Origin of the sequence: Marinobacter sp. CP1, assembly GCF_001266795.1 — a bacterium.
Classification (GTDB): domain Bacteria; phylum Pseudomonadota; class Gammaproteobacteria; order Pseudomonadales; family Oleiphilaceae; genus Marinobacter; species Marinobacter flavimaris.
The window spans coordinates 1,424,231-1,444,879 of sequence record NZ_CP011929.1 but is presented as its reverse complement, the minus strand read 5'-3'; the positions used below and the strand labels follow the sequence as shown (position 1 = coordinate 1,444,879).

18 protein-coding genes are annotated in these 20,649 nt (G+C 57.5%); 6 read left to right on the top strand and 12 right to left on the bottom strand.

Features of this window, described 5'->3' with window-relative positions; all coding sequences use genetic code 11:
• Nucleotides 1–78: 78 nt before the first annotated feature.
• Nucleotides 79–3,168 (bottom strand): efflux RND transporter permease subunit, encoded by a 3,090-nt coding sequence (locus ACP86_RS06845; protein WP_053113152.1) that lies wholly within the window; start codon nt 3,166–3,168, stop codon nt 79–81.
• Nucleotides 3,168–4,268, bottom strand: a complete 1,101-nt coding sequence (locus ACP86_RS06840) for an efflux RND transporter periplasmic adaptor subunit (RefSeq protein WP_008173339.1) — start codon at nt 4,266–4,268, stop codon at nt 3,168–3,170. Before ACP86_RS06840 ends, ACP86_RS06845 begins: the two co-directional genes overlap by 1 nt.
• Nucleotides 4,269–4,494: 226 nt before the next feature.
• Between ACP86_RS06840 and ACP86_RS06835 the strand changes: the two genes are divergently transcribed.
• Nucleotides 4,495–5,001, top strand: coding sequence for a hypothetical protein (locus ACP86_RS06835; protein WP_008173338.1), 507 nt, complete (start codon nt 4,495–4,497; stop codon nt 4,999–5,001).
• Nucleotides 5,002–5,003: 2 nt separating this feature from the next.
• Here ACP86_RS06835 and ACP86_RS06830 read toward each other — a convergent pair whose 3' ends face one another.
• Entirely contained in the window at nt 5,004–5,792 is a 789-nt protein-coding gene (locus tag ACP86_RS06830; protein ID WP_053113151.1) for a secretin N-terminal domain-containing protein, read from the bottom strand.
• 360 nt (nt 5,793–6,152) lie between these two features.
• On the opposite strand from ACP86_RS06830, the gene ACP86_RS06825 reads away from it, so the two are divergent.
• Entirely contained in the window at nt 6,153–7,205 is a 1,053-nt protein-coding gene (locus ACP86_RS06825; RefSeq protein WP_053113150.1) for a 3-deoxy-7-phosphoheptulonate synthase, read from the top strand.
• On the opposite strand, the gene ACP86_RS06820 is transcribed toward ACP86_RS06825, so the two are convergent.
• On the bottom strand, nt 7,150–7,821 hold the full coding sequence (locus tag ACP86_RS06820; protein ID WP_053113149.1) for a LysE family translocator: 672 nt from the start codon (nt 7,819–7,821) through the stop codon (nt 7,150–7,152). The two genes, ACP86_RS06825 and ACP86_RS06820, sit on opposite strands and share 56 nt — an antisense overlap.
• Nucleotides 7,822–7,994: 173 nt before the next feature.
• Between ACP86_RS06820 and ACP86_RS06815 the strand changes: the two genes are divergently transcribed.
• Entirely contained in the window at nt 7,995–9,437 is a 1,443-nt protein-coding gene (locus ACP86_RS06815) for a dihydrolipoyl dehydrogenase (RefSeq protein ID WP_008173330.1), read from the top strand.
• A gap of 18 nt (nt 9,438–9,455) precedes the next feature.
• On the opposite strand, the gene ACP86_RS22060 is transcribed toward ACP86_RS06815, so the two are convergent.
• A complete protein-coding gene (locus ACP86_RS22060; protein ID WP_175497340.1) occupies nt 9,456–9,731 on the bottom strand; it encodes a DUF2061 domain-containing protein in 276 nt (91 codons plus the stop codon).
• A gap of 229 nt (nt 9,732–9,960) precedes the next feature.
• On the opposite strand from ACP86_RS22060, the gene ACP86_RS06805 reads away from it, so the two are divergent.
• The gene (locus ACP86_RS06805) at nt 9,961–10,434 is read left to right on the top strand and encodes a Dps family protein (RefSeq protein ID WP_014578457.1); all 474 of its coding nucleotides are present in this window, start codon (nt 9,961–9,963) and stop codon (nt 10,432–10,434) included.
• Between the two features lie 157 nt (nt 10,435–10,591).
• A complete protein-coding gene (locus tag ACP86_RS06800; RefSeq protein WP_053113147.1) occupies nt 10,592–12,316 on the top strand; it encodes a choice-of-anchor I family protein in 1,725 nt (574 codons plus the stop codon).
• A 63-nt stretch (nt 12,317–12,379) separates the two neighbouring features.
• Here ACP86_RS06800 and ACP86_RS06795 read toward each other — a convergent pair whose 3' ends face one another.
• From ACP86_RS06795 to ACP86_RS06770, 6 genes are all read right to left on the bottom strand, one after another.
• Entirely contained in the window at nt 12,380–13,504 is a 1,125-nt protein-coding gene (locus tag ACP86_RS06795) for an NAD(P)/FAD-dependent oxidoreductase (RefSeq protein WP_053113146.1), read from the bottom strand.
• Nucleotides 13,504–14,817, bottom strand: coding sequence for an SAM-dependent methyltransferase (locus ACP86_RS06790; RefSeq protein WP_053113145.1), 1,314 nt, complete (start codon nt 14,815–14,817; stop codon nt 13,504–13,506). The genes ACP86_RS06795 and ACP86_RS06790 overlap by 1 nt, the downstream gene beginning before the upstream one ends.
• 226 nt (nt 14,818–15,043) lie before the next feature.
• Nucleotides 15,044–16,339, bottom strand: a complete 1,296-nt coding sequence (locus tag ACP86_RS06785) for a TRAP transporter large permease (protein WP_053113144.1) — start codon at nt 16,337–16,339, stop codon at nt 15,044–15,046.
• Nucleotides 16,336–16,881: a TRAP transporter small permease subunit gene (locus tag ACP86_RS06780; RefSeq protein ID WP_008173316.1), complete on the bottom strand. Its 546-nt coding sequence runs from the start codon at nt 16,879–16,881 to the stop codon at nt 16,336–16,338. The genes ACP86_RS06785 and ACP86_RS06780 overlap by 4 nt, the downstream gene beginning before the upstream one ends.
• A gap of 102 nt (nt 16,882–16,983) precedes the next feature.
• Nucleotides 16,984–18,060 carry a TRAP transporter substrate-binding protein gene (locus ACP86_RS06775; RefSeq protein ID WP_008173314.1) on the bottom strand — a complete coding sequence of 359 codons (1,077 nt, stop codon included), beginning with the start codon at nt 18,058–18,060 and terminating at the stop codon, nt 16,984–16,986.
• A gap of 145 nt (nt 18,061–18,205) precedes the next feature.
• Nucleotides 18,206–18,664, bottom strand: coding sequence for a hypothetical protein (locus ACP86_RS06770; protein WP_008173312.1), 459 nt, complete (start codon nt 18,662–18,664; stop codon nt 18,206–18,208).
• 118 nt (nt 18,665–18,782) lie between these two features.
• Between ACP86_RS06770 and ACP86_RS06765 the strand changes: the two genes are divergently transcribed.
• Nucleotides 18,783–19,850, top strand: a complete 1,068-nt coding sequence (locus ACP86_RS06765) for a beta-N-acetylglucosaminidase domain-containing protein (protein WP_008173310.1) — start codon at nt 18,783–18,785, stop codon at nt 19,848–19,850.
• 9 nt (nt 19,851–19,859) lie between these two features.
• Here ACP86_RS06765 and ACP86_RS06760 read toward each other — a convergent pair whose 3' ends face one another.
• Nucleotides 19,860–20,570 carry an SIMPL domain-containing protein gene (locus ACP86_RS06760; RefSeq protein ID WP_053113143.1) on the bottom strand — a complete coding sequence of 237 codons (711 nt, stop codon included), beginning with the start codon at nt 20,568–20,570 and terminating at the stop codon, nt 19,860–19,862.
• Nucleotides 20,571–20,649: the final 79 nt, after the last annotated feature.

Here is a 20,649-nt window from a genome sequence, read left to right as displayed (position 1 = left end):
GCAGAAAATGGCGGATCAGCACGGCCCAAAAAAGCCCGGCTCACGTTGCCGTGGCCGGACCTGGTGTCTTACACCGGATCAGTGAGACGGAGCCGTCTTTCCTTCAAGTCCCGAGCCGTGGCCCTCTTTATCTTCGCCGGAACCGTGATGATCACGGCCCAGCAAGATGTAGAAAGCCGGCAACACGAAGATGGTGAACAGGGTGCCAATGCCCAGTCCCGCGCTGATGGTCAGGCCGATGGCAAAACGACTCTCCGCACCCGGGCCAATGGCGATCAGCAGCGGTATCATCGCGAAAATCAGGGCGATAGAAGTCATGATGATCGGCCGTAGGCGGATCGCAGCGGCTTCGACTACGGCGTCGAACTTGTTGAGCCCGCGCTCTTTCTGGAGCTGATTCGCGAATTCAACGATCAGAATGCCGTTTTTCGATACTACACCGATCAGCGTGATGAGACCCACCTGCGTATAGATGTTCATGGTGGCAAAGCCAAGCACGATAAACGCCATGGCACCGGCTACCGACATGGGCACCGATACCAGGATGATGAGCGGGTCTCTCCAGCTTTCGAACTGAGCCGCCAGTACCAGATAAATCACCAGCAGCGACAGGAAGAAGGTTACCACCAGAGCACTACCTTGAGTGGCCAACTGCCGGCTTTGCCCTGTGTAGTCGTAGCTGAACCCCTGGGGAAGGACTTCTGCTGCGGTCTGCTCCATGAAGTCCATAGCGGTGCCGGCAGCGACGCCAGGCATGACCACACCTTGCAGTGTCAGGGAGTTTTGCTGGTTGAACTGGGTCCGGTTGGACGGTTCAACATCCCGGGTAAAGCTGACTACGCTGCCCAGAGGCACCAGTTCGCCGTTGTCCGCTCGAATGTAGTATTCATTGAGGGCCTGGGCATCCAGACGGAACTCCTGGTCAACCTGTGGTATGACCTGGTAGGAACGTCCTTCCATGCTGAAACGGTTAATGTAGCCACCGCCAAGCATGCTCGACAGGCTCTGGCCGACGTCCTGCATGGACAGGCCAAGGTCAGCTACCCGATCCCGATCGACGTTGATGCGCGTGACAGGACGATCAAAGTTGATGGACTTCTGCAGGAACATGAAGTTGCCGCTGCCCATCGCTTTGCCCAGCATTTCATCAGCGACCTCGTTCAACTGTTCATAGCTGCTGCCAGTGGTAATCACGAACTGGAAAGGCAGGCCTCCACCCGATCCTGGCAGAGAAGGGCGAGGGAACACTGCGGTTTGGAGGCCGGTCACCTTCTTGAGCTCGGCATCCAGCATCGGTTGTGCTTCGAACTGCGTGATGTCGCGCTCGCTCCAGGGCGCCAGCTTGAAGCCGCCAAACACCGCGTTGGGGCCGGTGATGCCAATGATCATGAAGTCCTCGTTGTAGCCGGGGACCGTCTCCATGCGGTTCTGAACTTCATCACCGTGCTCGGTGAGATAATCGAGGGTGGAAGTCTGTGGGCCCAGTCCCTGGTAGAACAGAATGCCCTGGTCCTCAGTGGGCGCCAGTTCGTTTTCGCTCATGCTGACCATGAAGTAGATGGAGCCGAGCACCACCAGGGCGAAAAAGATCACCACGGACTTGGTCTGCATCAGGGACGAAAGGGCAGCTTTGTAACTGGCAGAGAGTCCGTTGAAAGAGCGTTCTACCAGGTTTTCGAACTTACCCGGGTTGCCATGGGGCTTCAGCACCATACCCGACAACATCGGAGAGAGCGTCAGGGCGACGATCCCGGAAATAACCACCGTACCGGCCAGCGTGAATGCAAACTCGGTAAACAGAGATCCGACCAGTCCTCCCATGAAACCGATGGGCGCGTAGACTGCTACGAGGGTGGTCGTCATGGCAATAATCGGAACCGCCATTTCCCGGGCGCCGTTTATGGCTGCATCAAAACGGGATTCACCCTGCTCAATGTGACGGTGCACGTTTTCGACCATGATGATCGCATCGTCCACGACCAGACCGATGGCCAGCACCATGGAGAGCAGGGTCAACAGGTTCAGGGAGAAGCCGAACATCAGCATGATGAACGCGCCCCCAACCAGTGAAAGGGGAACCGCGACTGATGGCACGATAGACGCCCGGATGGAGCCAAGGCAGAGGAACACCACCACGAGAACGATGATCATGGCTTCCAGCAGTGTCTGGATAACCTCGTTGATGGAGTCTTCGATAAAGTCTGAGGCGTCGTAAGCCAGGCGAACATCCAGGCCCGAAGGTAGTTGGCTTTCGATGTCCGGCAGCTCGTCCTTCACCAGGCCGGCGACGGTCAGCGGGTTGGCTCCGGGGGCCAGTTCAATCGCCACGTAAGTGGCAGGCTGTCCCTTGTAAAGAGCCAGTTGATCGTAGGTCTCCGAGCCCAGTTCGACTCGGGCGATGTCCTGCAGTCGGATCTGGGTGCCTTCGGACTGTTTGACGACCAGGTTGCGGAACGCATCCGGATCAGCGACGTCGGTGTCGCTGGTCATGCTGATTTCGGTGTAGGTGCCCTTGGTGTTACCTACGGCAGCCTGGTAGTTGTTGGCGCGGAGCTTTGCGACTACCTCCTGCGGTGTCATGTCGACGGCCGCCAGGCGCTCCGGATCCAGCCAAACCCGAAGGGCAAATTTACGCCCCAGCAGTTCGGCCTTGCCGACACCGGAAAGCGCCTGCAGTCGGGGCTGGACAACGCGGGTCAGGTAGTCGGTGATCTCGGGCACCGCCAGCTCGTTACTGTAGAAGGCGATATACATCAGGGCGGTTGAGTCACCGGTGGTGGAGGTGATGACCGGGTCCTGGGCCTCCGCCGGCAGAACGTTGCGCTGGCTCGCCACCTTCGCCTGGATTTCAGCAAGGGCTGCGTTGGCGTCATAGTTCAGCACCATTTTGGCTTCAATGGTGGAAGTGCCCTGCGAGCTTGTGGATGTGAGATAGTCAATGCCACTCGCCTCGGCAATGGCCTGCTGCAGCGGCGTGGTAATAAAGCCTTTGATCAGGTCGGAGCTGGCACCGGGGTAGGCCGTTGTCACGGTCACCGTGGTGCTTTCAAGCTCAGGGTACTGCCGGATTTCCATTTCCATGGCCGCGCGGGCGCCCAGAAGCAGAATCAGCAGGCTGACCACCGTCGCCAGTACGGGACGGTGGATAAAAATGTCGGTGAAGCGCATTACTCAGACGCCCCCTGCTTCTGCTCTTCGTCCTGAATGGCAACTTTCTGACCTGCGCGCAGGCGCAGCAACCCCTTCTCTACAACGGTTTCACCAGCTTCCAGCCCGGACAGAACGGCTACGCGGGTGTTGCGGGTTTCGCCGGTGGTTACCGTGCGACGATTAACCACCAGATTCCCGTCGTCATTCTCTTCAACGACAAACACAAAGTCGCCGTAAGTGTTGTAGGAGATGGCGGTGCGCGGCACCGTGACTACCTCGTTGTCTTCCGGTTGCTGCGTCAATACGGTGGCAAACATGCCAGGGCGTAAGAGGTTGTCCGGGTTAGACAGCGTGGCGCGAACCCGGACAGTCCGGGTCTCCGGGTTAACCGAGGTGTTGATTGCGCTGACGGAACCCTCGAAATCCTGCTCCGGAACAGCTGCGACGGTGGCGACCACCGGATAGCCTGTTGCTACGTTCGGCAGGTTTTTCTCGGACAGGGTATAGTCGACATAAATCGGATCCAGCATGTTGATCTCGACAATTGGGGTGCCGGTGGCAATGTATTCGCCCTGGTCGACCATCCGGATACCGAGCGTGCCATCGAAGGGCGCGCGGATAATTTTCTTGCTCAACTGGGCCTCGGCTTCATTGACCCGCGCGCGGGCGGCGTCGAAATTGGCCTTGGCTTCATCGTATTGGGACTGCGACACTGCGCGCTTGGGTAACAGGTCGGATACCCGTTTGAATTCCTGCTCGGCCAGTTGCGCCTCGGCACGGCGAGTGCGAAGGGCAGCCTCATCAATGGCGGCGTCAATGCGGATCAATACATCGCCCTGTTTGACCACGTCGCCGGATTCGAAATTGATGGCCTCAATCACACCGGGTACCTCATTGGCAACCCGGATGCCGTTAATGGCTTCAACACTGCCCACGGCCTTGATGGCCGGTGTCCAGGCTTCGTTCTGAGCCTCAACGGCGGAAATCTGCGCCGGCGGTTGGGGCTGGGACATCTGCTCTTGCATCTGGCCAAACTGGTAGAATTTGTAGCCGAAGATGCCTCCGAGCACTACGCCGAGAAATATAATGACGATCAGAAAGCGGGAAGCAGTGCGCATGATTCGGGTCCTGAGGATCTGTGTCAGATTTTGGGAAGCATAGCATCCTACAAAACAGGGTCGCTAATGTCACCGGGTTGTAAGTATTTCTATCTAGACTTCGGATTGGTCAGATTTGACAGATATCATGGTCGTTTTCTTGGCGGGGGGTTTTCCGCGCAGGGCACTGGTAATGTAACAGGCGACAGTGACAGAATTACGACGGTATTCAGGGTGAGGATCAACAATGCAGTGGATTCTGGGAATCGCGTTGGCAGCCGCCGTGTTTGTGATTCTGAAACAATGGGGTGCGTTGTCCGCCGAAAAGAAGAAGGCGGCCACCTGGAAAGTTATCCTGGTCGTGGGCGGCGCACTGCTGGTGTTTATGGTGCTAACGGGCCGGATCCATGTGCTTACAGCGGCGGTGGCGGCCGTTATTCCGCTGTTGCGCAAACTCCCCGCCTTGTTGAAGTTTGCCCCTGAAATCAACCGGTTCATGGGGTCGAAACAGCGGGAAGACGGGCATGCGCAGGGGAACGATCACGCTGGTCCGGGCGCTGATCTGGTCGGCCAGATGTCAGAGCGCGAAGCCTGCGATATCCTCGGCGTGAAAGCCGGTTGTGCCGAGGAGGACATCGTGATGGCCCACCGCCGGCTCATGCAGAAACTGCACCCGGATCGCGGCGGGAACGACTACCTGGCGGCCAAACTGAACGAAGCCAAGCAGGTCCTGCTGGGCAAGCGCCACGCCTGATATCAGGGCAAAACGTCGACCCGCACTTCAAAACTCTGGTTCTCGGACCGACTGCTGTTCACCTGATAGGTAATGCCACTGCGCTCCTGGGTTGATCGGGTTGCGGTGCTTCCCAGTGTTACCCACTGTCCCGGCTCCACACGCCGGATGGTGACTACAGCCTCCGTTTCGTAGCCGTTCAGGTTTGCCGGTTCTTCCTCGAAGGAAACAATGCTCAGTTCGACCGCCTGATCAGAAATAACCTGGGGGCTGACCAGAAAGCCACTGCGCGTTTCGACCTGCTGTAGAAAGGCAGCAGGATTTCGGCCACCACGAACAGCGACGGGGATTGTCCGGACCTGGCCCGAGGTGATGTGTGCCGACTGGCCATCCTGCATGATCACTGATCGTTCCTGAGCGCTGCCGGTACTGGTAACGCGACGCTCTGCGGATATTCCTGCCTGCCCGTTGGACGCGGAGATGCCGGCACCTGAGCGCTTGCCGCCGCTGTCGGTTCTGGAGCGAACGGTGATCCGAACCTGGACTGGCGCTACATCCAGCGTTTCGACAAGCCGTCCGATTTCCTCCAGCAAGGGCGGTTCGCCGCGCACCACCAGTTGTTGCCCCCTTGCAGTCACGGTTACGGGCGAGCCCTGATAGAGCTCGCGGATCTGCACCGCCACATCGTCGCCCGGCCTGTTGTTGAGCTGGTAGGTGCGGGACTCGGCCTGGGCCAGAATCTGGCTGGAGATCAGCCCAAGCAAGAACGCCAGGGCCAGCTGCAGAGGATATCGTCGGACAAAATAGACCATTGATTGCTCCCAACCCTGATGTCGGTGGTGAAAAAACTCCGGCATGCGGGTTGCCAAGGTGAAAACCGTGGGTATATATTGAAAAGCATGAAGACGACACACGCGACCTGTCAATTGAATGTTTTGCAAGCTTTCGGCGCCAAGCCGGCGGCTGCAGTCGCTGCTGTGTTTTTCTGGTGGTTTGGTTATGGCTTTTATTTTAGCCAGAGCCGGGGCCGCCCATAGGATCTTCATCGAACGAATAACGAGGAAGGCAGCCCGGCAGAAAACCCAGGCTGCCACCGGACTCGAAAAGCCCCGACTGGTAGCCCACCAGCCGGGGCTTTTTTGATTCTGACGCAGGGAAACGGAAGCACTGACATGAATATGTCCTTGAACACTGAACTGACACACCAGGTAGTCGGATCACCGGCCACCCACCGGGAAGAAGTGGTTCTGCCAACGCCGGCGGAGCTCAAACTTCAGATGCCGGCCAGCGACGACATTGTCCGGCAGGTCGATGAACACCGGCAGGCAATCCGGCGGATTCTGCAGGGCAGCGACACGAGAACGCTGATCGTCATGGGGCCCTGCTCCATCCACGATGAGGTGGCCGCACTCGAATACGGGGAAAAGCTGAAAGCCCTGGCGGATGAAGTCAGTGATCGCTTCCTTATCGTTATGCGGGCCTACCTGGAAAAGCCTCGGACCACGGTGGGTTGGAAAGGGCTGTTGTACGATCCGGAGCGCACGGGTGCAGGCGATCTGAATGAGGGGCTGCTTCGTTCCCGTCGCTTGTTGCTGAACCTGGCGGCCATGGGGCTGCCGCTGGCCACCGAAGCCCTGAGCCCGTTCGCAATGGATTACTTGGGCGATCTGGTGAGCTGGACGGCTATTGGTGCCCGAACCACCGAGTCGCAGGTGCATCGGGAGATAGTCAGTGGGCTACCCATGCCGACCGGCTTCAAGAATGGCACCGATGGTGGTATCGCTGTCGCTACCAATGCCATGAAGTCGGCGTCCCATCCCCATCATCATCTTGGGGTTTCGGCAACAGGCGCGCCGGTGATGATTACCACCCGGGGCAACCCCGACACCCATCTGGTGTTGCGCGGTGGCCGCGGTATCACCAATTACGATGCGGCCAGCATTGAGCAGGCCGTGGGCGCCCTGGCAGAGGCGGGATTGTCCACAGCCGTCATGGTGGACTGCAGTCACGACAACGCCTGCAAGCAGTCAGAACGACAGCTGGATATTGCCCAGGACGTGATGGCGCAGCGCCGCGCCGGTAACCACCATATCCGGGGTCTGATGCTGGAAAGCTTCCTGGAGCCGGGGCGTCAGGACGACGGCGAAGATCTGCGCTACGGCTGTTCGATCACCGATCCGTGTCTTGGATGGGCGCAGACGGAGGCTCTGATCCGCTCACTGTAGACAGCAGTAGCTGTCCGGCCAGCAACAGGAGAACGCCGCCCATCAGCCGGTCGAGCCAGTGCCCGAACCGGTTAAACCCGCGGCGGACGCGGGGCAGGGTAAAGAAAATGGCAACCATGGCGAACCAGAGTGCCGTGGCCAGGGCCATGTAAATGCCATAGCCGGCCTGGAGCACAATGGGTGTGCCTGGGCTGATCACAACAGAGAAAAGGGACACAAAGAACAGCGTTGCCTTGGGGTTCAACGCGTTGGTCAGAAAGCCCAATCGCAGGGCTGCGATACCGGACTGTCCACCCGTCGGATCCTGTTCCACATGAATGCCGCCGGCCCTTGCCCGCAGGCACTGGACGGCAATCCAGGCAAGGTAAAGTGCCCCCAGCACCTTGAGAACATTGAAGAGCACGATCGATTGCTGGATCAGCAGGCCAATGCCCAGCAGTGAATAACACACATGCACCAGAATGCCCCCGCCGATACCAATGGCGCTTAGCAGCGCGTTTCGCCGGGTCTGGCACAGAGCCTGTCTGAGCATCACGGCAAAGTCCGGCCCGGGACTGGCCACTGCCAGCAGGTGGACAAAGGCTACCGTCAGAAATTCCGGCCAGTAACTCTGCATCTTCCCAATTCCTCCGTTGAGACGTCCGTTGCCTGAAAAGTCTGACAGCATAGGCGGAATCGGTGCGTTTTTCATCGTGTGGGTGAAACTTGTCACGGCTTCTATACTGGGGGCACAGCCGTCCCAATCTTCCCTGTTCCCGATTCCGGGAATGCCTGTCAGGAGACCCTTGTATGGAAAAGCGAACCGTAGACGTTGCCATTATCGGAGCTGGAACCGCCGGTATGGTGGCTTACCAGCGCGTGCGCAAACTAACCGACAAGGTTGTGCTGATCGAAGGCGGCCATTATGGAACCACCTGCGCCAGAGTCGGGTGTATGCCGAGCAAGTTGTTGATCGCGGCCGCTGATAACGCTCATCAGATGCAGCTTGGTGAGCTTTTCGGCGTGTCTGCCGGGGATATCAGGATCGACGGAAAGCGGGTGATGGAAAGGGTGCGAAGCGAACGGGACCGCTTTGTTGCTTCGGTGATTGATTCGGTCGAGAAGTTTCCGGATGCGCATCGAATGGAAGGCCACGCCCGGTTTGCCAGCCCGAATCGTCTGGTCGTCGACGGCAATGTCGAGGTTGAGGCGGGGCGTATCATCATCGCCACTGGCTCCCGACCCAATGTTCCCGGGTTCCTGAAAGATGCCAAGGATCGGCTGGTTGTAAACGACGATATCTTCGAATGGCAGGATCTTCCCGATTCGGTGGCAGTCTTTGGCCCGGGGGTGATTGGTCTGGAGTTGGGCCAGGCCCTGAGCAGGCTGGGTGTGCGTGTCCGTATGTTCGGGGTTGGCGGTTCGGTTGGTCCTATCCAGGATGAAACCATCCGGAATTACGCGCTGAAAACGTTTAATGAAGAATTTCCTCTGGATCCGGATTCGGATGTAAAGAAGGTTGAACGTGTTGAAGAGGGCGTTGCCATTACCTTTGAGAGTGGCAACGCCGGTGCAACGACGGAAACCTTCGATTACCTGCTGGCGGCTACCGGGCGTCGTCCTAACGTCGACGGGCTGGATATCCAGAACGCCGGTATTGAGCTGGATAAAAAGGGAGGGCCCCTGTTTGATCCCCATACCCTGCGCTGTGGCCAGAGCCACATATTTATCGCAGGCGATGCCAATAACAGTCTGCCGCTGTTGCATGAGGCAGCCGACGAGGGCCGGATCGCGGGCGATAACGCCGGGTCATACCCGGATGTGCGAACCGGGCTTCGCCGCACGCCGTTGGCCGTGGTCTTCACCGATCCGCAGATTGCGACGGTGGGGCTGACGATTCACCAGGTTGATGAGCGCTGCCGCGGCTGTTTCGCCGTTGGAGAGGTGTCCTTCGAGGATCAGGGCCGCAGTCGGGTTATCGGCAAGAACCGGGGCCTACTCAGAGTTTATGGAGAGCATGGAAGCGGCCTGTTCATGGGCGCAGAGATGTTTGGTCCGGCCGCGGAGCATATTGCCCACCTGCTCGCATGGTCTGCCCAGCGAAGGCTGACCGTCACCGAGATGCTGGAAATGCCGTTTTATCATCCGGTTATCGAAGAAGGCCTGAGGACCGCGCTCAAGGACCTGAACCGCAACCTCAGCATCGGACCGGCGCCAGAGGAGGGTTGCACCGATTGCGGGCCGGGTGTCTGAGCCGGCCCTTAAAAGGAATCAACAGATATGAGGCCTCGCCTCGCTCAGTGTTCCCTCTGGAACCCTTGCATTTCGCTGGCGCCGCGCCCAGATCTTTTCGTGGAAGAAATAGGCAACCGTGTTGATGGCCGGTTCCACCATGGCTATGAGGCTTCCGATGAGCAGGTCACCAGTGAGCAGGTAAGCCACGGTAAAAGCGACGGTAAAATGGGTGAGGGCGAACGTTACCGTCTTTATCAGCGACTGGTCGCCATTCGTGCCATGGTTGTGTACGAATAGTTTTAACGCGCTCATGATTGTCTCCGGTGTCGTTCTTTAATGCGATCATTAGACGCCGGGTGAGAATGATTGTTAAATGAAATGTACTTAGATGATTGATAGGTTAGGGCTATCTTTATTTCTTCTTCTATAGTGTCATTCATCAATCCTATCATCGAGATTAGCAAACTAAACTTCCTGACGTCCGCCGATCAGGCGTATATTCATATATAAACCTGTTATATAACCGCGAAGGAGAAGCGTTATGGGTAAGAATTTCATTGGTCTTGATACCGAGAAAACGGCAAAGCTTGCTGATTCCCTGAATGATCTGCTGTCCAACTATCAGATCTTTTATATGAATGTTCGCGGCTACCACTGGAACATCAAAGGCGACAACTTCTTTGAGCTGCATGTAAAGTTCGAGGAGCTCTACGACGATCTGCTACTCAAGATCGACGAGATTGCAGAGCGGGTTCTGACGCTGGGCCATCGCCCGGCTCATGCCTACAGTACCTACATAGAGCGTTCGGAAGTGCCGGAGCGAAAAGATGTTTCCGACGGCAAGGAAGCGATGGACAACATTGTCGAAAGTTTTGCCAAGCTGATCGGCAAACAGCGGACACTGCTCAGTCTGGCCGGTGAAGCGGACGACGAGGGTACCGTTGCCCTGATGAGCGACTATATCTCCCAGCAAGAGAAGACGGTGTGGATGTATCGCAGCTACCTCGGTCACTGAGCCGAGTGCGCTGAATGAATGGCGACCCTGCGGGGTCGCCATTTTTTTGTCGCTGCAATGCGTTTGTCATCAGATTGTCTTCTGTCTGACGCAGTTATGTCACCTTGCCTCAATAACGTGTGTCGTGAACCAACACACTTTAAAAGACGAGGCGAATATGGAACTGCGTAAATCCCTCCTTGGTACCGCCATACTGGCAACAGTTCTCGGCCTTGCCGGCTGTGACGGCGACGACGGCACAGACGGTGCACCTGGCACCAGTCAGACGCTCATTGAGCTGAATGTGGTGGGCTCCTATCAGGCGGAAGGAGAGGTTTTTGACGAGAGTGCTGCCGAGATTGTCGCCCACGACCCCTCGAATCAGCGACTATTCGTAGTGAATGCCCTCGCCAGTACGATCGATGTGCTCGATATCAATGATCCAGCGATGCCTGTGAAACTGAGCACGATTGACGCCACAGCTGAGGGTGCTGCTGCAAATAGCGTCGCGGTTTATGGTGATCTTGTGGCAGTGGCCATTGAAGCCGAGAACAAGCAGGCAAATGGCAAGGTTGTGTTCTACAACAGCACGGACCTCAACAAAGTTGGTGAAGTTGTGGTTGGCGCGCTGCCCGACATGGTGACCTTCACGCGTGATGGCATGAAAGTGCTGGTTGCCAACGAAGGCGAGCCGAGTGACGACTATAGCGTCGATCCTGAAGGCTCAGTCAGCATTATTGATCTGTCCAACGGCGTAGCGTCTGCCACCGTGACCACCGCCGATTTCACCGGTTTCAATGCTGACCAGGCCGACCTGGTAACCGCGGGCCTGCGGGTCTTCGGCCCAGGCGCCACACTGGCCCAGGACATGGAGCCGGAATACATAGCCGTATCCATCGACAACACCAAAGCCTGGGTGGCCCTGCAGGAAAATAACGCCGTTGCCGAACTGGACATCGCTGCCGGTGAAATCACGGCCATCGTGCCGCTTGGCTTCAAGGACCACAGCATCATCGGCAACGAACTGGACGCCAGCAACCGTGACAGCGGTATCAACATTCGCAACTGGCCAGTGAAAGGCATGTACATGCCCGACGCCATCGCAAGCTACGGCTACAACGGTAAAACCTACTACATCACCGCCAACGAGGGTGATTCGCGGGATTACGATGGCTGGACCGAAGAATTCCGCATGGGCGACCTGACCTTGAACCCAGCCGGTGAGCTGGCGGCCATAACCAATCTGTTGGAAGACGAAAACCTGGGTCGTCTCAACACCACCTCCACCATGGGCATCAGCAACGGCTGCGACCCATCACAGCTGCCCGCTGAACTCGGCGACCTGAACGGTGACACCAATGTGGACGTGGACGACGTCAAGTTCTACGTGGAAAACAGCTGCGAATACGACACCCTGTACAGCTATGGGGCACGCTCATTCAGTATCTGGAGCGCTGACGGCCAGCGTGTTTTCGACAGCGGCAGCGAATTCGAACGAGTCACCGCTAGCCTGATCCCCGACAACTTCAACGGCAACAATGACGAAAATTCCTTCGACAATCGATCGGACGACAAGGGCCCTGAGCCGGAGGCGGTGGCCGTAGGCATAATCAATGGCCAGACTTTCGCGTTTATTGGATTGGAGCGAGTTGGCGGCATCATGGTCTACAACGTTACTAATCCCCAGAATCCGGAGTTTGTCCAATATCTGAATAATCGAGATTTTTCGGTATCCCAGGCGGATCTGGAGGCGGGTATGGCCGGTGATCTTGGACCGGAAGGCCTGGCGTTCATTTCTGCGGATGACAGCCCCAGCGGTAAGCCAATGCTGGCGGTTGGCAACGAAGTGAGCGGCACCACGACGCTGTACAGCATCGACGTAATTGAACTGACTGCAAACTGAGTTCTGACCCTGAAAGAAACCCGGAAGCATCATGATAGGTGCTCCCGGGTTTTGCTTTTCGCCTCAGACAGCAACTTTCAACGGTGGCACCTCCTGGTGCAGGAACCACTTCTCTGTAACCACCTTGCGGGTAAACCAGTGGGAGCGCATCAGGCTGCTGGCCAGAGGCATCTTGACCCAGTCAGGAACCTGCCAGCCCTGGTCTGGCTCGGAGGCGCGAGTGCCGAAGCGTTCGGCAATGGCATCACCGTAAATCTGCAGGGAGGAGGCTGAGTAGTCGGTGGCCTCGCCAATCACATCGGCTGCCAGAAGGGCGGATTCGATCGCCGGCCGTATACCCTCGCCACTCTGGGTGTAGGCAAGGCCAGCGGCGTCGCCAATCAGCATCACACCGTCGTCCACCAGGGGTCTGTCGGCATGGGCGTAGAGCAGATAGGCGTGGCCCTTGAAGCGTCCGGGCAGGTCTTGTGGAATCCGGCCGGTGGATTTCATTTCCTCGACAAACGCTTCCAGATGCCCTGTCAGCTTGTGGTTGTCTTCCCGGCCCAGGCCAATATTCAGGAAATTGCCCTTACGGAACACCCAGGCATAGCCCTTCAGGTCCCGACAGAACCAGAGTTCGGGCGTATCGCCCCGGGCCAGGCAGGCTGAAGCCTGGTCCGGTGTCATTTCAAATTCAACCTCTTTGGCCGCCACAACGGTTTCATGGCCACCGGGGCCATCCCCCAACAATCGCGCAACCGGGCAGAAGTGACCGCCGGCACCGACAATAAGAGGCGCTTCCCAGGTGTCATTGACGACCCAGTTGCCGTCTTTACGAACGATGGATTTGACCGGCGTGGCCAGCTGTTTCGGAGCGTTGACGCGGCTGAGCAGGTAGTCGTCAAATTCACACCGGCGAATACCATAGCTGACTACGTCGCCGTGATCGTTCTCCACGGCCGGCTGGCCCATCATCCCGATGCGAAACCGCCGGATGGGTTGCAGGGTTCGCCCGCGGGAGTATTCCTCCGGGTCAATGCTCAGGGTCTCCATCACGGCAGGCGTAACCCAGCCTGCGCAGGTTTTGTCCCTGGGGAAGTTCTGTTTATCAATGATCAGCACTTTTTTGCCGCTGTTTTCGAGGGCGCTGGCCAGGGTGGATCCGGCCGGGCCGGCTCCAACGATGATCAGGTCGTAGTAGTCCATCAGGCCTCCTCGGGTGCCGCAGGAAAGTCGTAAAGATCCCGTCTGTTCCGGGGAAGTTGGTTATTGTCGCCATGGCTGAAGACCACCTGGAACAGCTGCAGAGAACCTGCCCGGAAGGCGGCGATGGAACCGGCCAGATACATGCGCCAGGCCCGGGTGAAGTGGCCGTCGTACATGGCAGTGACCTTGTCCTCGTTCTGGTTGAAGCGCTCCATCCAGTGACTCAGGGTCTGGGCGTAATGCAGGCGCAGGTTCTCGACGTCCAGGACTGAAAAATCGCCGTGCTCACAGATTTGCATGAATTCGCCGATGCTCGGCGGATAGGCACCCGGGAAGATGCGTTTCTCGATCCATGCGTTCATCAGCATCGGGCGGTTGCGGCCAATGCTATGCAGCAGGGCAATGCCGTCAGGCTTGAGGCTGCGTTTGATCAACTCGGACAGGGCCTCGTAATTCTCCTTGCCCACATGTTCGAGCATGCCGATGGATACGAAGGCGTCGTATTGCCCCCTGATGTTCCGGTAATCGTCCTCGATATACTCCACCAGATGATCGAGTTCCTGCTTGCGAGCTTCTTCTCGGGCAAATGCGAGTTGTTCCCTGGAGATGTTGTAGGAGTGGACCTTCACGCCGTAATTGCGGGCCATGTAGCGGGCCAGGCCACCCCAGCCGCAGCCGGCCTCGACCACCGTCATGCCGGGCTTTAACCGGAGTTTGCGGCAAACGTGCTCGAGTTTGGCTAGCTGGGCCTGTTCAAGGCTCAGATCCGGCGTCTCGTAGTAGGCGCAGGTGTACTGCATTTCGGCGCTGTCCAGCCAGAGCTGATAGAACTCGTTGCCCAGATCATAGTGATGGTGAATGTTTTCCTTGGCTTCCGGGATGCCGGTGGATCGGGGGTTGTGGTTGCGCCACAGGGCCTCCAGCCATTTCGGCCACTTCTGACGCGCCTGGTGAACGGACCGGTAGAGGGTTTCCATCAGGTCCGGCAGGTCACCTTCCACCTCCAGGCGACCGGCGCTGTAGAGGTCTCCGAACGCCAGGTTGGGATTGGTTACCAGCGCGTAAAGGGCTTTGGGGTCGGTCAGATGCAGGGTGAACTGCGCGTGTTGACCCTCCGGTTCGATCACATCGCCGTTCCAGAGCCGGAAGCGCAGCGGCGGTGATCCCGCCATCCGCATGAGCTTGGCGATCAGCCAGCGCTCGTAAGTGTGCGGTGACCGGTCCACGTGGGTATTTTCCAGTGGCAGGGTCAGAACATGGCTTTTGGATTCTTGCCCGTTGTCACGGGTTTTCTGGGCAGTGCTCTGGTTCATGGACTCCGCTCTCCCTTGATAACCTCAACATCAATGTTTTTGTCGATGCGCGCGCGCCAGGGTTCCCGAATACCAGTCTGAGAATCGCCGGTTGTCCGTTCAGTATAGAAAACAGTGAGATTTTGTCAGGTTGGCTGAAAATAGAGGAAAACTATTGGAAGGATAGCGAAGAGCGAAAATAGGCGGATAAAAAAATGCCGGGCCCAGGGGCCCGGCATTATTCGGGTCAGTATGAGGAGCTCATACCAAACCATTCAGGGAAAATCACAATCAGCGCCAGCACGAACATCTGTATCAGGATGAAGGGCAGTACGCCTTTATAAATATCGGTCGTTCGCACTCCCGGCGGTGCGACGCCTTTGAGGTAGAACAACGAGAACCCGAACGGTGGCGTAAGGAAGCTCGTTTGCAGGTTCATGGCGATCAGGATGGCGAACCAGAGCATGTTGATGCCCATAGCTTCCGCCACCGGGGCAAGGATCGGCACGATGATGAAAGAGATTTCAACGAAGTCGATGAAGAAACCCAATACCAGAATGACCACCATGGCCAGAATGATGAAGCCCCACTTCTCGCCGGGCAGCTGGAGCAACCATTCTTCCAGCAGATAGTCGCCGCCGGTGTAGCTGAACACCATGGAGAAGGCTGTTGCACCGATCAGGATCGCGAAGACCATGGCGGTCACCTTCACAGTATCCTTGGATGCATCCCATACCATCTTGAAGGAAAACTGGCGGTAGATGATGGCCAGAACCACGGCGCCAACCCCGCCAAGAGCGGATGACTCGGTTGGCGTGGCAATGCCGGTGAAGATCGAGCCCAGAACCACCACAATCAGTGCCAGCGGCGGGATGATCGCCAACAGCGCATTGAAGACTTCCTTTTTACGGGACACGCCTGGCTCATCCGGCATGGCCGGCGCGGTTTCAGGTTTCAGTCTGGTCAGCACCAGGATGTAGATGATGTAAAGCCCCACCAACACAACGCCGGGCCAGACCGCGGCCTTGAACAGATCCCCAACCGGAAGGCCAAGGACATCGCCCAGAATAATAAGGATGATGGATGGCGGCACGATCTGACCGAGGGTGCCGGACGCACAGATGGTACCGGTGGCCAGTCTCTTGTCGTATTTATGCGCCAGCATGACCGGCAGCGAGATCAGACCCATGGCAACCACGCTGGCGCCTACAACACCGGTAGAGGCGGCCAGCAGTGCACCGACCAGAATCGTCGAGATAGCCAGGCCACCGGGCAGGCCACCGAACAGACGGCCCATGGAGGTCAGAAGTTGTTCCGCCAGCCTGGTGCGTTGGAGCACCACGCCCATGAAGATAAACAGCGGTACTGCCATCAGAACGGTGTTCTGCATCACGCTCATGATGCGATAGGGCATGAAGGCAAAGAGATCCATGCCCTCGGCGAAAATTCCGAAAAACAGCGCAACGCCACCGAAGGTGAATGCAACCGGGAAGCCCAGCATCAGCATCAGCAGGGCCACACCGAACATAATCATACCGATCATGCGAGGCCTCCTCCGCTGTGTTCACCTTCATACTCCTTGTCCCCCGCCATCACTCGTACGGCGTAAGTCGCCATATTGAGGCCGGCAATACCGATGAAGACGGCACTGACAGGGATAACGGATTTGATAATCCATCGGTGCGGCAGCCCGCCCGGATCACCGCTACCTTCACCCATGCTGTAAGAGTCGAGGGCGAAATCGTAGCCGTAAATGCCGATCAGATAAGCGAAGGGAATGACGAAAATGAAGGCGCCAACAAGGTTGACCCAGGCCTTGGCCTTGTTGCTCCATTTGGTGTAGAAAACGTCGACCCGAACATGACCATCCGTGCGCAATGCGTAGGGAATACCCAGCAGGAACACCACAGAATAGAGGTGCCACTCCATTTCCTGCATGCCGATTGAAACGTTGTTAAAAGCGTATCGGGCCACTACGTCGTAAAAGACGTTGGCTGCCATCAGTATCATCGCGACACAGGCAACCCAGCCACAGAAGATGGACAGCCGGGCAAGCCCGTCGTCCAGTTTGATAATCCACCGCATTGATGATCCCCCGCCAGACGGACTGGCGCTTTTATCCGTTGCTATAAACGACAAAACCGGGATCACTCAGAGAGCGATCCCGGCTCCGTTAAAGCCTATATCTTACTCGACTTCAGCCATAGTGTTGAGGTAGGCGCGCTCAGAAATGTTGGTGTAAGCGCGGCTCTGCTCAAGATAGTTCTGCTGGGAGTCGATAATCTTGGCAGCCATATCGCTTTCAGCAGCTGCTTCTTTCAGCAGCTTGTTGTTGGCTTCGTACATGGCGTCAAAGATTTCGTCTGGGAAACGCTTGATCTGGACATTCGGGTACTCTTCGCGAATATTAGCCCAAGCTTCTGCGTTGGCGTGCTGGGAGTGAACCAGCATGTCGTAGGACGCAGTGCGCATGGCAACACGCATGATCTCCTGCAGGTCCGCTGGCAGCTTGTCCCAAACCCGCTTGTTCACAAGGAACTGGAGTTCGGTCGCAGGCTCGTGCCAGCCGGTATAGTAGTAGTCGGCGATCTGCTGGAAGCCGAGACGCAAGTCCAGGGCAGGACCTACCCACTCAACAGCATCGATGGTGTTGCGTTCCAGAGCAGTGTAAAGCTCGCCCGGGGCGATGTTGGTCGGGTTAACGCCAACTTCTGCGAACACTTCACCAGCGAAGCCAGGGATGCGCATTTTCAGACCCTGAAGGTCTTCCAGCGAGTTAATTTCCTTGCGAAACCAGCCGCCCATCTGAACGCCGGTGTTACCGCCCGGGAACGACAGCATGTTGTGCGGCTCGTAGACTTCCTGCATCAGCTCCATGCCACCGCCGTGGTAGAACCAGGCGTACTGTTCCATGGCGTTCATGCCAAACGGCATACTGGTGAAGAACAGGGTCTCTGGAACCTTGCCTTTCCAGTAGTAGGATGCGGAATGGCCCATGTCGTACTGACCAGCCTTGACCATATCAAACACGCCCAGCGGGGCTTTGTGCTTGTTGGCGGAATCGATGCGGACTTTCAGGCGTCCGTCAGACATTTTCTCGACGGTTTCGGCAAAACGCTTGGTGGTGTCACCGAAAATCGGGAAGTTTGGCCCCCAGGTTTCTGCAAGGCGGAGTGTGAAGGTATCTTGGGCGAGCGCCTGCGAGGAGGCAAAGGTTGTTGCCACAGCCAGCACAGCCGCGGAAAGAACAGAACGGATCTTCATTGCTCTTCTATCCTCTTATCTTTTTTGTGGGTCGAGCGTCTCCCCTTTTGGGGAAAATCACTCTTAATGCTAGTTCACGTTAGCAATTATCGTTAACAAACGAAATCAAAAACCGCTTGGTGTACGACCTTGGTCGTACGGCGGATCAGATGTCGTCCATGCGGCTGATCTGGCTCGACAGTCGCATGGCCTCGTGCTCTTCGAGGGAAAGCAGATCCTCAAGCAAGGCCTTGGCCTCGGGAATCTCTGCCTTGCCAATCAGGGAATCGTAGAGATCCATCACCTGGTCGTGGAACTGGAAGATTTCCCTGGCAATATCCTGAAAGCTCATTGACGCGTAGTGCGTGTAGGAGTCAGCACTGGCCCTAATTGGTTTGTGGTTCAGGTAGTCGTACATGCGGGTATTGAGAGCCTTCGGATCAGCCTGTTTCTCGAATTCCCGTACGGCTTTCTCGAGAATGGTTTCGTGGCTGGACAGGTAGTCGAGGAGGGCGCTGGCTCGCTCGTCGTTGTTGAGCTTGGCGGACTCTTTCAGGCACCTTGCAAGATGCGCGTGCAGTTGCCTCGTCCATTCGATGAGATCCTCGAACGTTTTTATTTCCATTGAGTTGCTCCTTGTCGGGCAGTTCGGTTGTAGTTGGCTTTACCGGTAAGTCTAGTCAAACTTGGAGATTACAGGGTACCTGAACCGGGCCCGGGAACCAGCGGAGCGGAAATCGGCCATGGCAACGACACTCGGCATCATTGAAGGATTTTACGGCCCCATGTGGACCTGGCAGGAGCGGCGGCAACTGGTTCGCACCCTGGCGCCCCATGGTTACGGATTTTATCTCTATGCCCCGAAGGCGGATGTTTTTCTGCGTCGGAAGTGGCAGCAGCCGCACCCGCCGGCGATGGCCGCGGAGCTGGCCGATTTCTCGCGCTTTTGCCGTAACGAAGGCGTTCGTTTTGGTGTCGGCCTGAGTCCGTTCGAGGTGTTCAACCGGTTTGACGACGAAGCCAGGGCGTCGCTGGCAGAAAAACTCGCCCTGCTGGAGCGCATCGGGATAGATGAGCTGGCGATTCTGTTCGATGACATGCGGTCAGACACTCCGGACCTTGCCGGTACCCAGACGGACATTGTGCACTGGGTCCGTGACCGTACTTCAATCAAACAGCTGAGTGTCTGTCCCAGCTATTATTCCGATGATCCGGTTCTCGACCGCGTGTTCGGGGAGCGTCCGGCGGATTATCTGGAGACGCTCGGGCGCAAGCTGGACCACTCGGTGAACGTGTTCTGGACCGGAGAGGAAGTGTGTTCCCGGGAAGTGTCACCCGGCCATCTGAAACGTGTCGGAGACCTGCTTGGCCGCAAGCCGGTGCTCTGGGACAACTACCCGGTCAACGACGGCGACCGGATGTCGCAACATCTGCACCTGCGAGCCTTCACCGGGCGACCGGCGGCCAACGCGGCGCACCTTGCCGGCCATGGTATCAATCCGGCCCTGCAGCCAACGCTGACGGCCATCCCGGCTATCACGCTGGCGGAGTCCTACCGCCTGGGACCCTCCTATCAATACGGCCAGGCATTCCGCCATGTCGCCCGCGAGGTGCTGGGCAGGGAGTTGGCAGCGCAGCTGCATGCGGATTTACTGGTGCTGCAAGACGCTGGCTTGGGCCGGATCAGTGATGAAAAGCGCCAGAGCCTTCAGCATACCTACGATGCCTTTGACCACCCTGCAGCCAACGAGATTCTGCGCTGGCTGGCGGGTGAATATCAGGTGACCGATGAGATGGTGGCCACGCAGTAGGCGGTTGGGCTAGCGAAGGTAATATTCGACGGTTGAGACTACCCGGACGGTTTTTACCGGCTGTTGCTGTTCCATGATGCCCGGCGCCTGATCCCGGGCCAGAATCTGGAAAACGCCCTGATTGGCACGTCGCAGCCCCCCGAGTTCCGCTTTTGCATCCTGGGCGAACTGGTCGGCAGCTTCCCGGGCCGATGCCGTGGCCTCGGCAATCATCTCCGGCTTGATGTCGTTGAGCCCGTTAAATACGTACGTCGGGCCGGACGGGCCGTAGTCCGAAGACAGCACCACTCCGGAGTCCACCAGTTCACTGACACCCTGGGCTGCCTGCCGGATTCGGTCGATGTCAGTACTGCGTACCATCAGCGTCTGGCTGATGATGAACTTCTGCTCTCCGTTGTTGGCCTGGTAAGGGTTGGCCCGGGTATCGGTGACATCCAGGCGCTGGAGTTCGACCGCATTCTGGTCAATGGCCTGCAGTTTGAGGAACGCCATGATCGCGTCCCGGCTGCTTCTGGCCCTTTCCTGGGCTTCACTCAGGGACGCACCGGTGGCGAGAAAGCGGATCGGCCACAGGGCCAGATCGGCATTCACTTCCCGTTCAGCCACACCTTTAACGGTCACGTAGCGGTCGCCTGTGCGCAGATCGGTCAGGCCATTGCCAATCAGGGCGGCAGAAATGATGGCACTGACGCCGAGAATCACTGAGGCAAAAAGTTTCATGGGGTGTCCCTGTATTACGTCACCGGAATGTTCCGGAAAGCGTCCGGTGTCTGGCTGCTATCCTGAGGTCATGGTCAAG

What these genes read in the sequence shown, in the direction of transcription:
- ACP86_RS06845 (WP_053113152.1), bottom strand. Translation starts at nt 3,168, where the DNA reads ATGCGCTTCACCGACATTTTTATCCACCGTCCCGTACTGGCGACGGTG.
- ACP86_RS06840 (WP_008173339.1), bottom strand. Translation starts at nt 4,268, where the DNA reads ATGCGCACTGCTTCCCGCTTTCTGATCGTCATTATATTTCTCGGCGTA.
- ACP86_RS06835 (WP_008173338.1), top strand. Translation starts at nt 4,495, where the DNA reads ATGCAGTGGATTCTGGGAATCGCGTTGGCAGCCGCCGTGTTTGTGATT.
- ACP86_RS06830 (WP_053113151.1), bottom strand. Translation starts at nt 5,792, where the DNA reads ATGGTCTATTTTGTCCGACGATATCCTCTGCAGCTGGCCCTGGCGTTC.
- ACP86_RS06825 (WP_053113150.1), top strand. Translation starts at nt 6,153, where the DNA reads ATGAATATGTCCTTGAACACTGAACTGACACACCAGGTAGTCGGATCA.
- ACP86_RS06820 (WP_053113149.1), bottom strand. Translation starts at nt 7,821, where the DNA reads ATGCAGAGTTACTGGCCGGAATTTCTGACGGTAGCCTTTGTCCACCTG.
- ACP86_RS06815 (WP_008173330.1), top strand. Translation starts at nt 7,995, where the DNA reads ATGGAAAAGCGAACCGTAGACGTTGCCATTATCGGAGCTGGAACCGCC.
- ACP86_RS22060 (WP_175497340.1), bottom strand. Translation starts at nt 9,731, where the DNA reads ATGAGCGCGTTAAAACTATTCGTACACAACCATGGCACGAATGGCGAC.
- ACP86_RS06805 (WP_014578457.1), top strand. Translation starts at nt 9,961, where the DNA reads ATGGGTAAGAATTTCATTGGTCTTGATACCGAGAAAACGGCAAAGCTT.
- ACP86_RS06800 (WP_053113147.1), top strand. Translation starts at nt 10,592, where the DNA reads ATGGAACTGCGTAAATCCCTCCTTGGTACCGCCATACTGGCAACAGTT.
- ACP86_RS06795 (WP_053113146.1), bottom strand. Translation starts at nt 13,504, where the DNA reads ATGGACTACTACGACCTGATCATCGTTGGAGCCGGCCCGGCCGGATCC.
- ACP86_RS06790 (WP_053113145.1), bottom strand. Translation starts at nt 14,817, where the DNA reads ATGAACCAGAGCACTGCCCAGAAAACCCGTGACAACGGGCAAGAATCC.
- ACP86_RS06785 (WP_053113144.1), bottom strand. Translation starts at nt 16,339, where the DNA reads ATGATCGGTATGATTATGTTCGGTGTGGCCCTGCTGATGCTGATGCTG.
- ACP86_RS06780 (WP_008173316.1), bottom strand. Translation starts at nt 16,881, where the DNA reads ATGCGGTGGATTATCAAACTGGACGACGGGCTTGCCCGGCTGTCCATC.
- ACP86_RS06775 (WP_008173314.1), bottom strand. Translation starts at nt 18,060, where the DNA reads ATGAAGATCCGTTCTGTTCTTTCCGCGGCTGTGCTGGCTGTGGCAACA.
- ACP86_RS06770 (WP_008173312.1), bottom strand. Translation starts at nt 18,664, where the DNA reads ATGGAAATAAAAACGTTCGAGGATCTCATCGAATGGACGAGGCAACTG.
- ACP86_RS06765 (WP_008173310.1), top strand. Translation starts at nt 18,783, where the DNA reads ATGGCAACGACACTCGGCATCATTGAAGGATTTTACGGCCCCATGTGG.
- ACP86_RS06760 (WP_053113143.1), bottom strand. Translation starts at nt 20,570, where the DNA reads ATGAAACTTTTTGCCTCAGTGATTCTCGGCGTCAGTGCCATCATTTCT.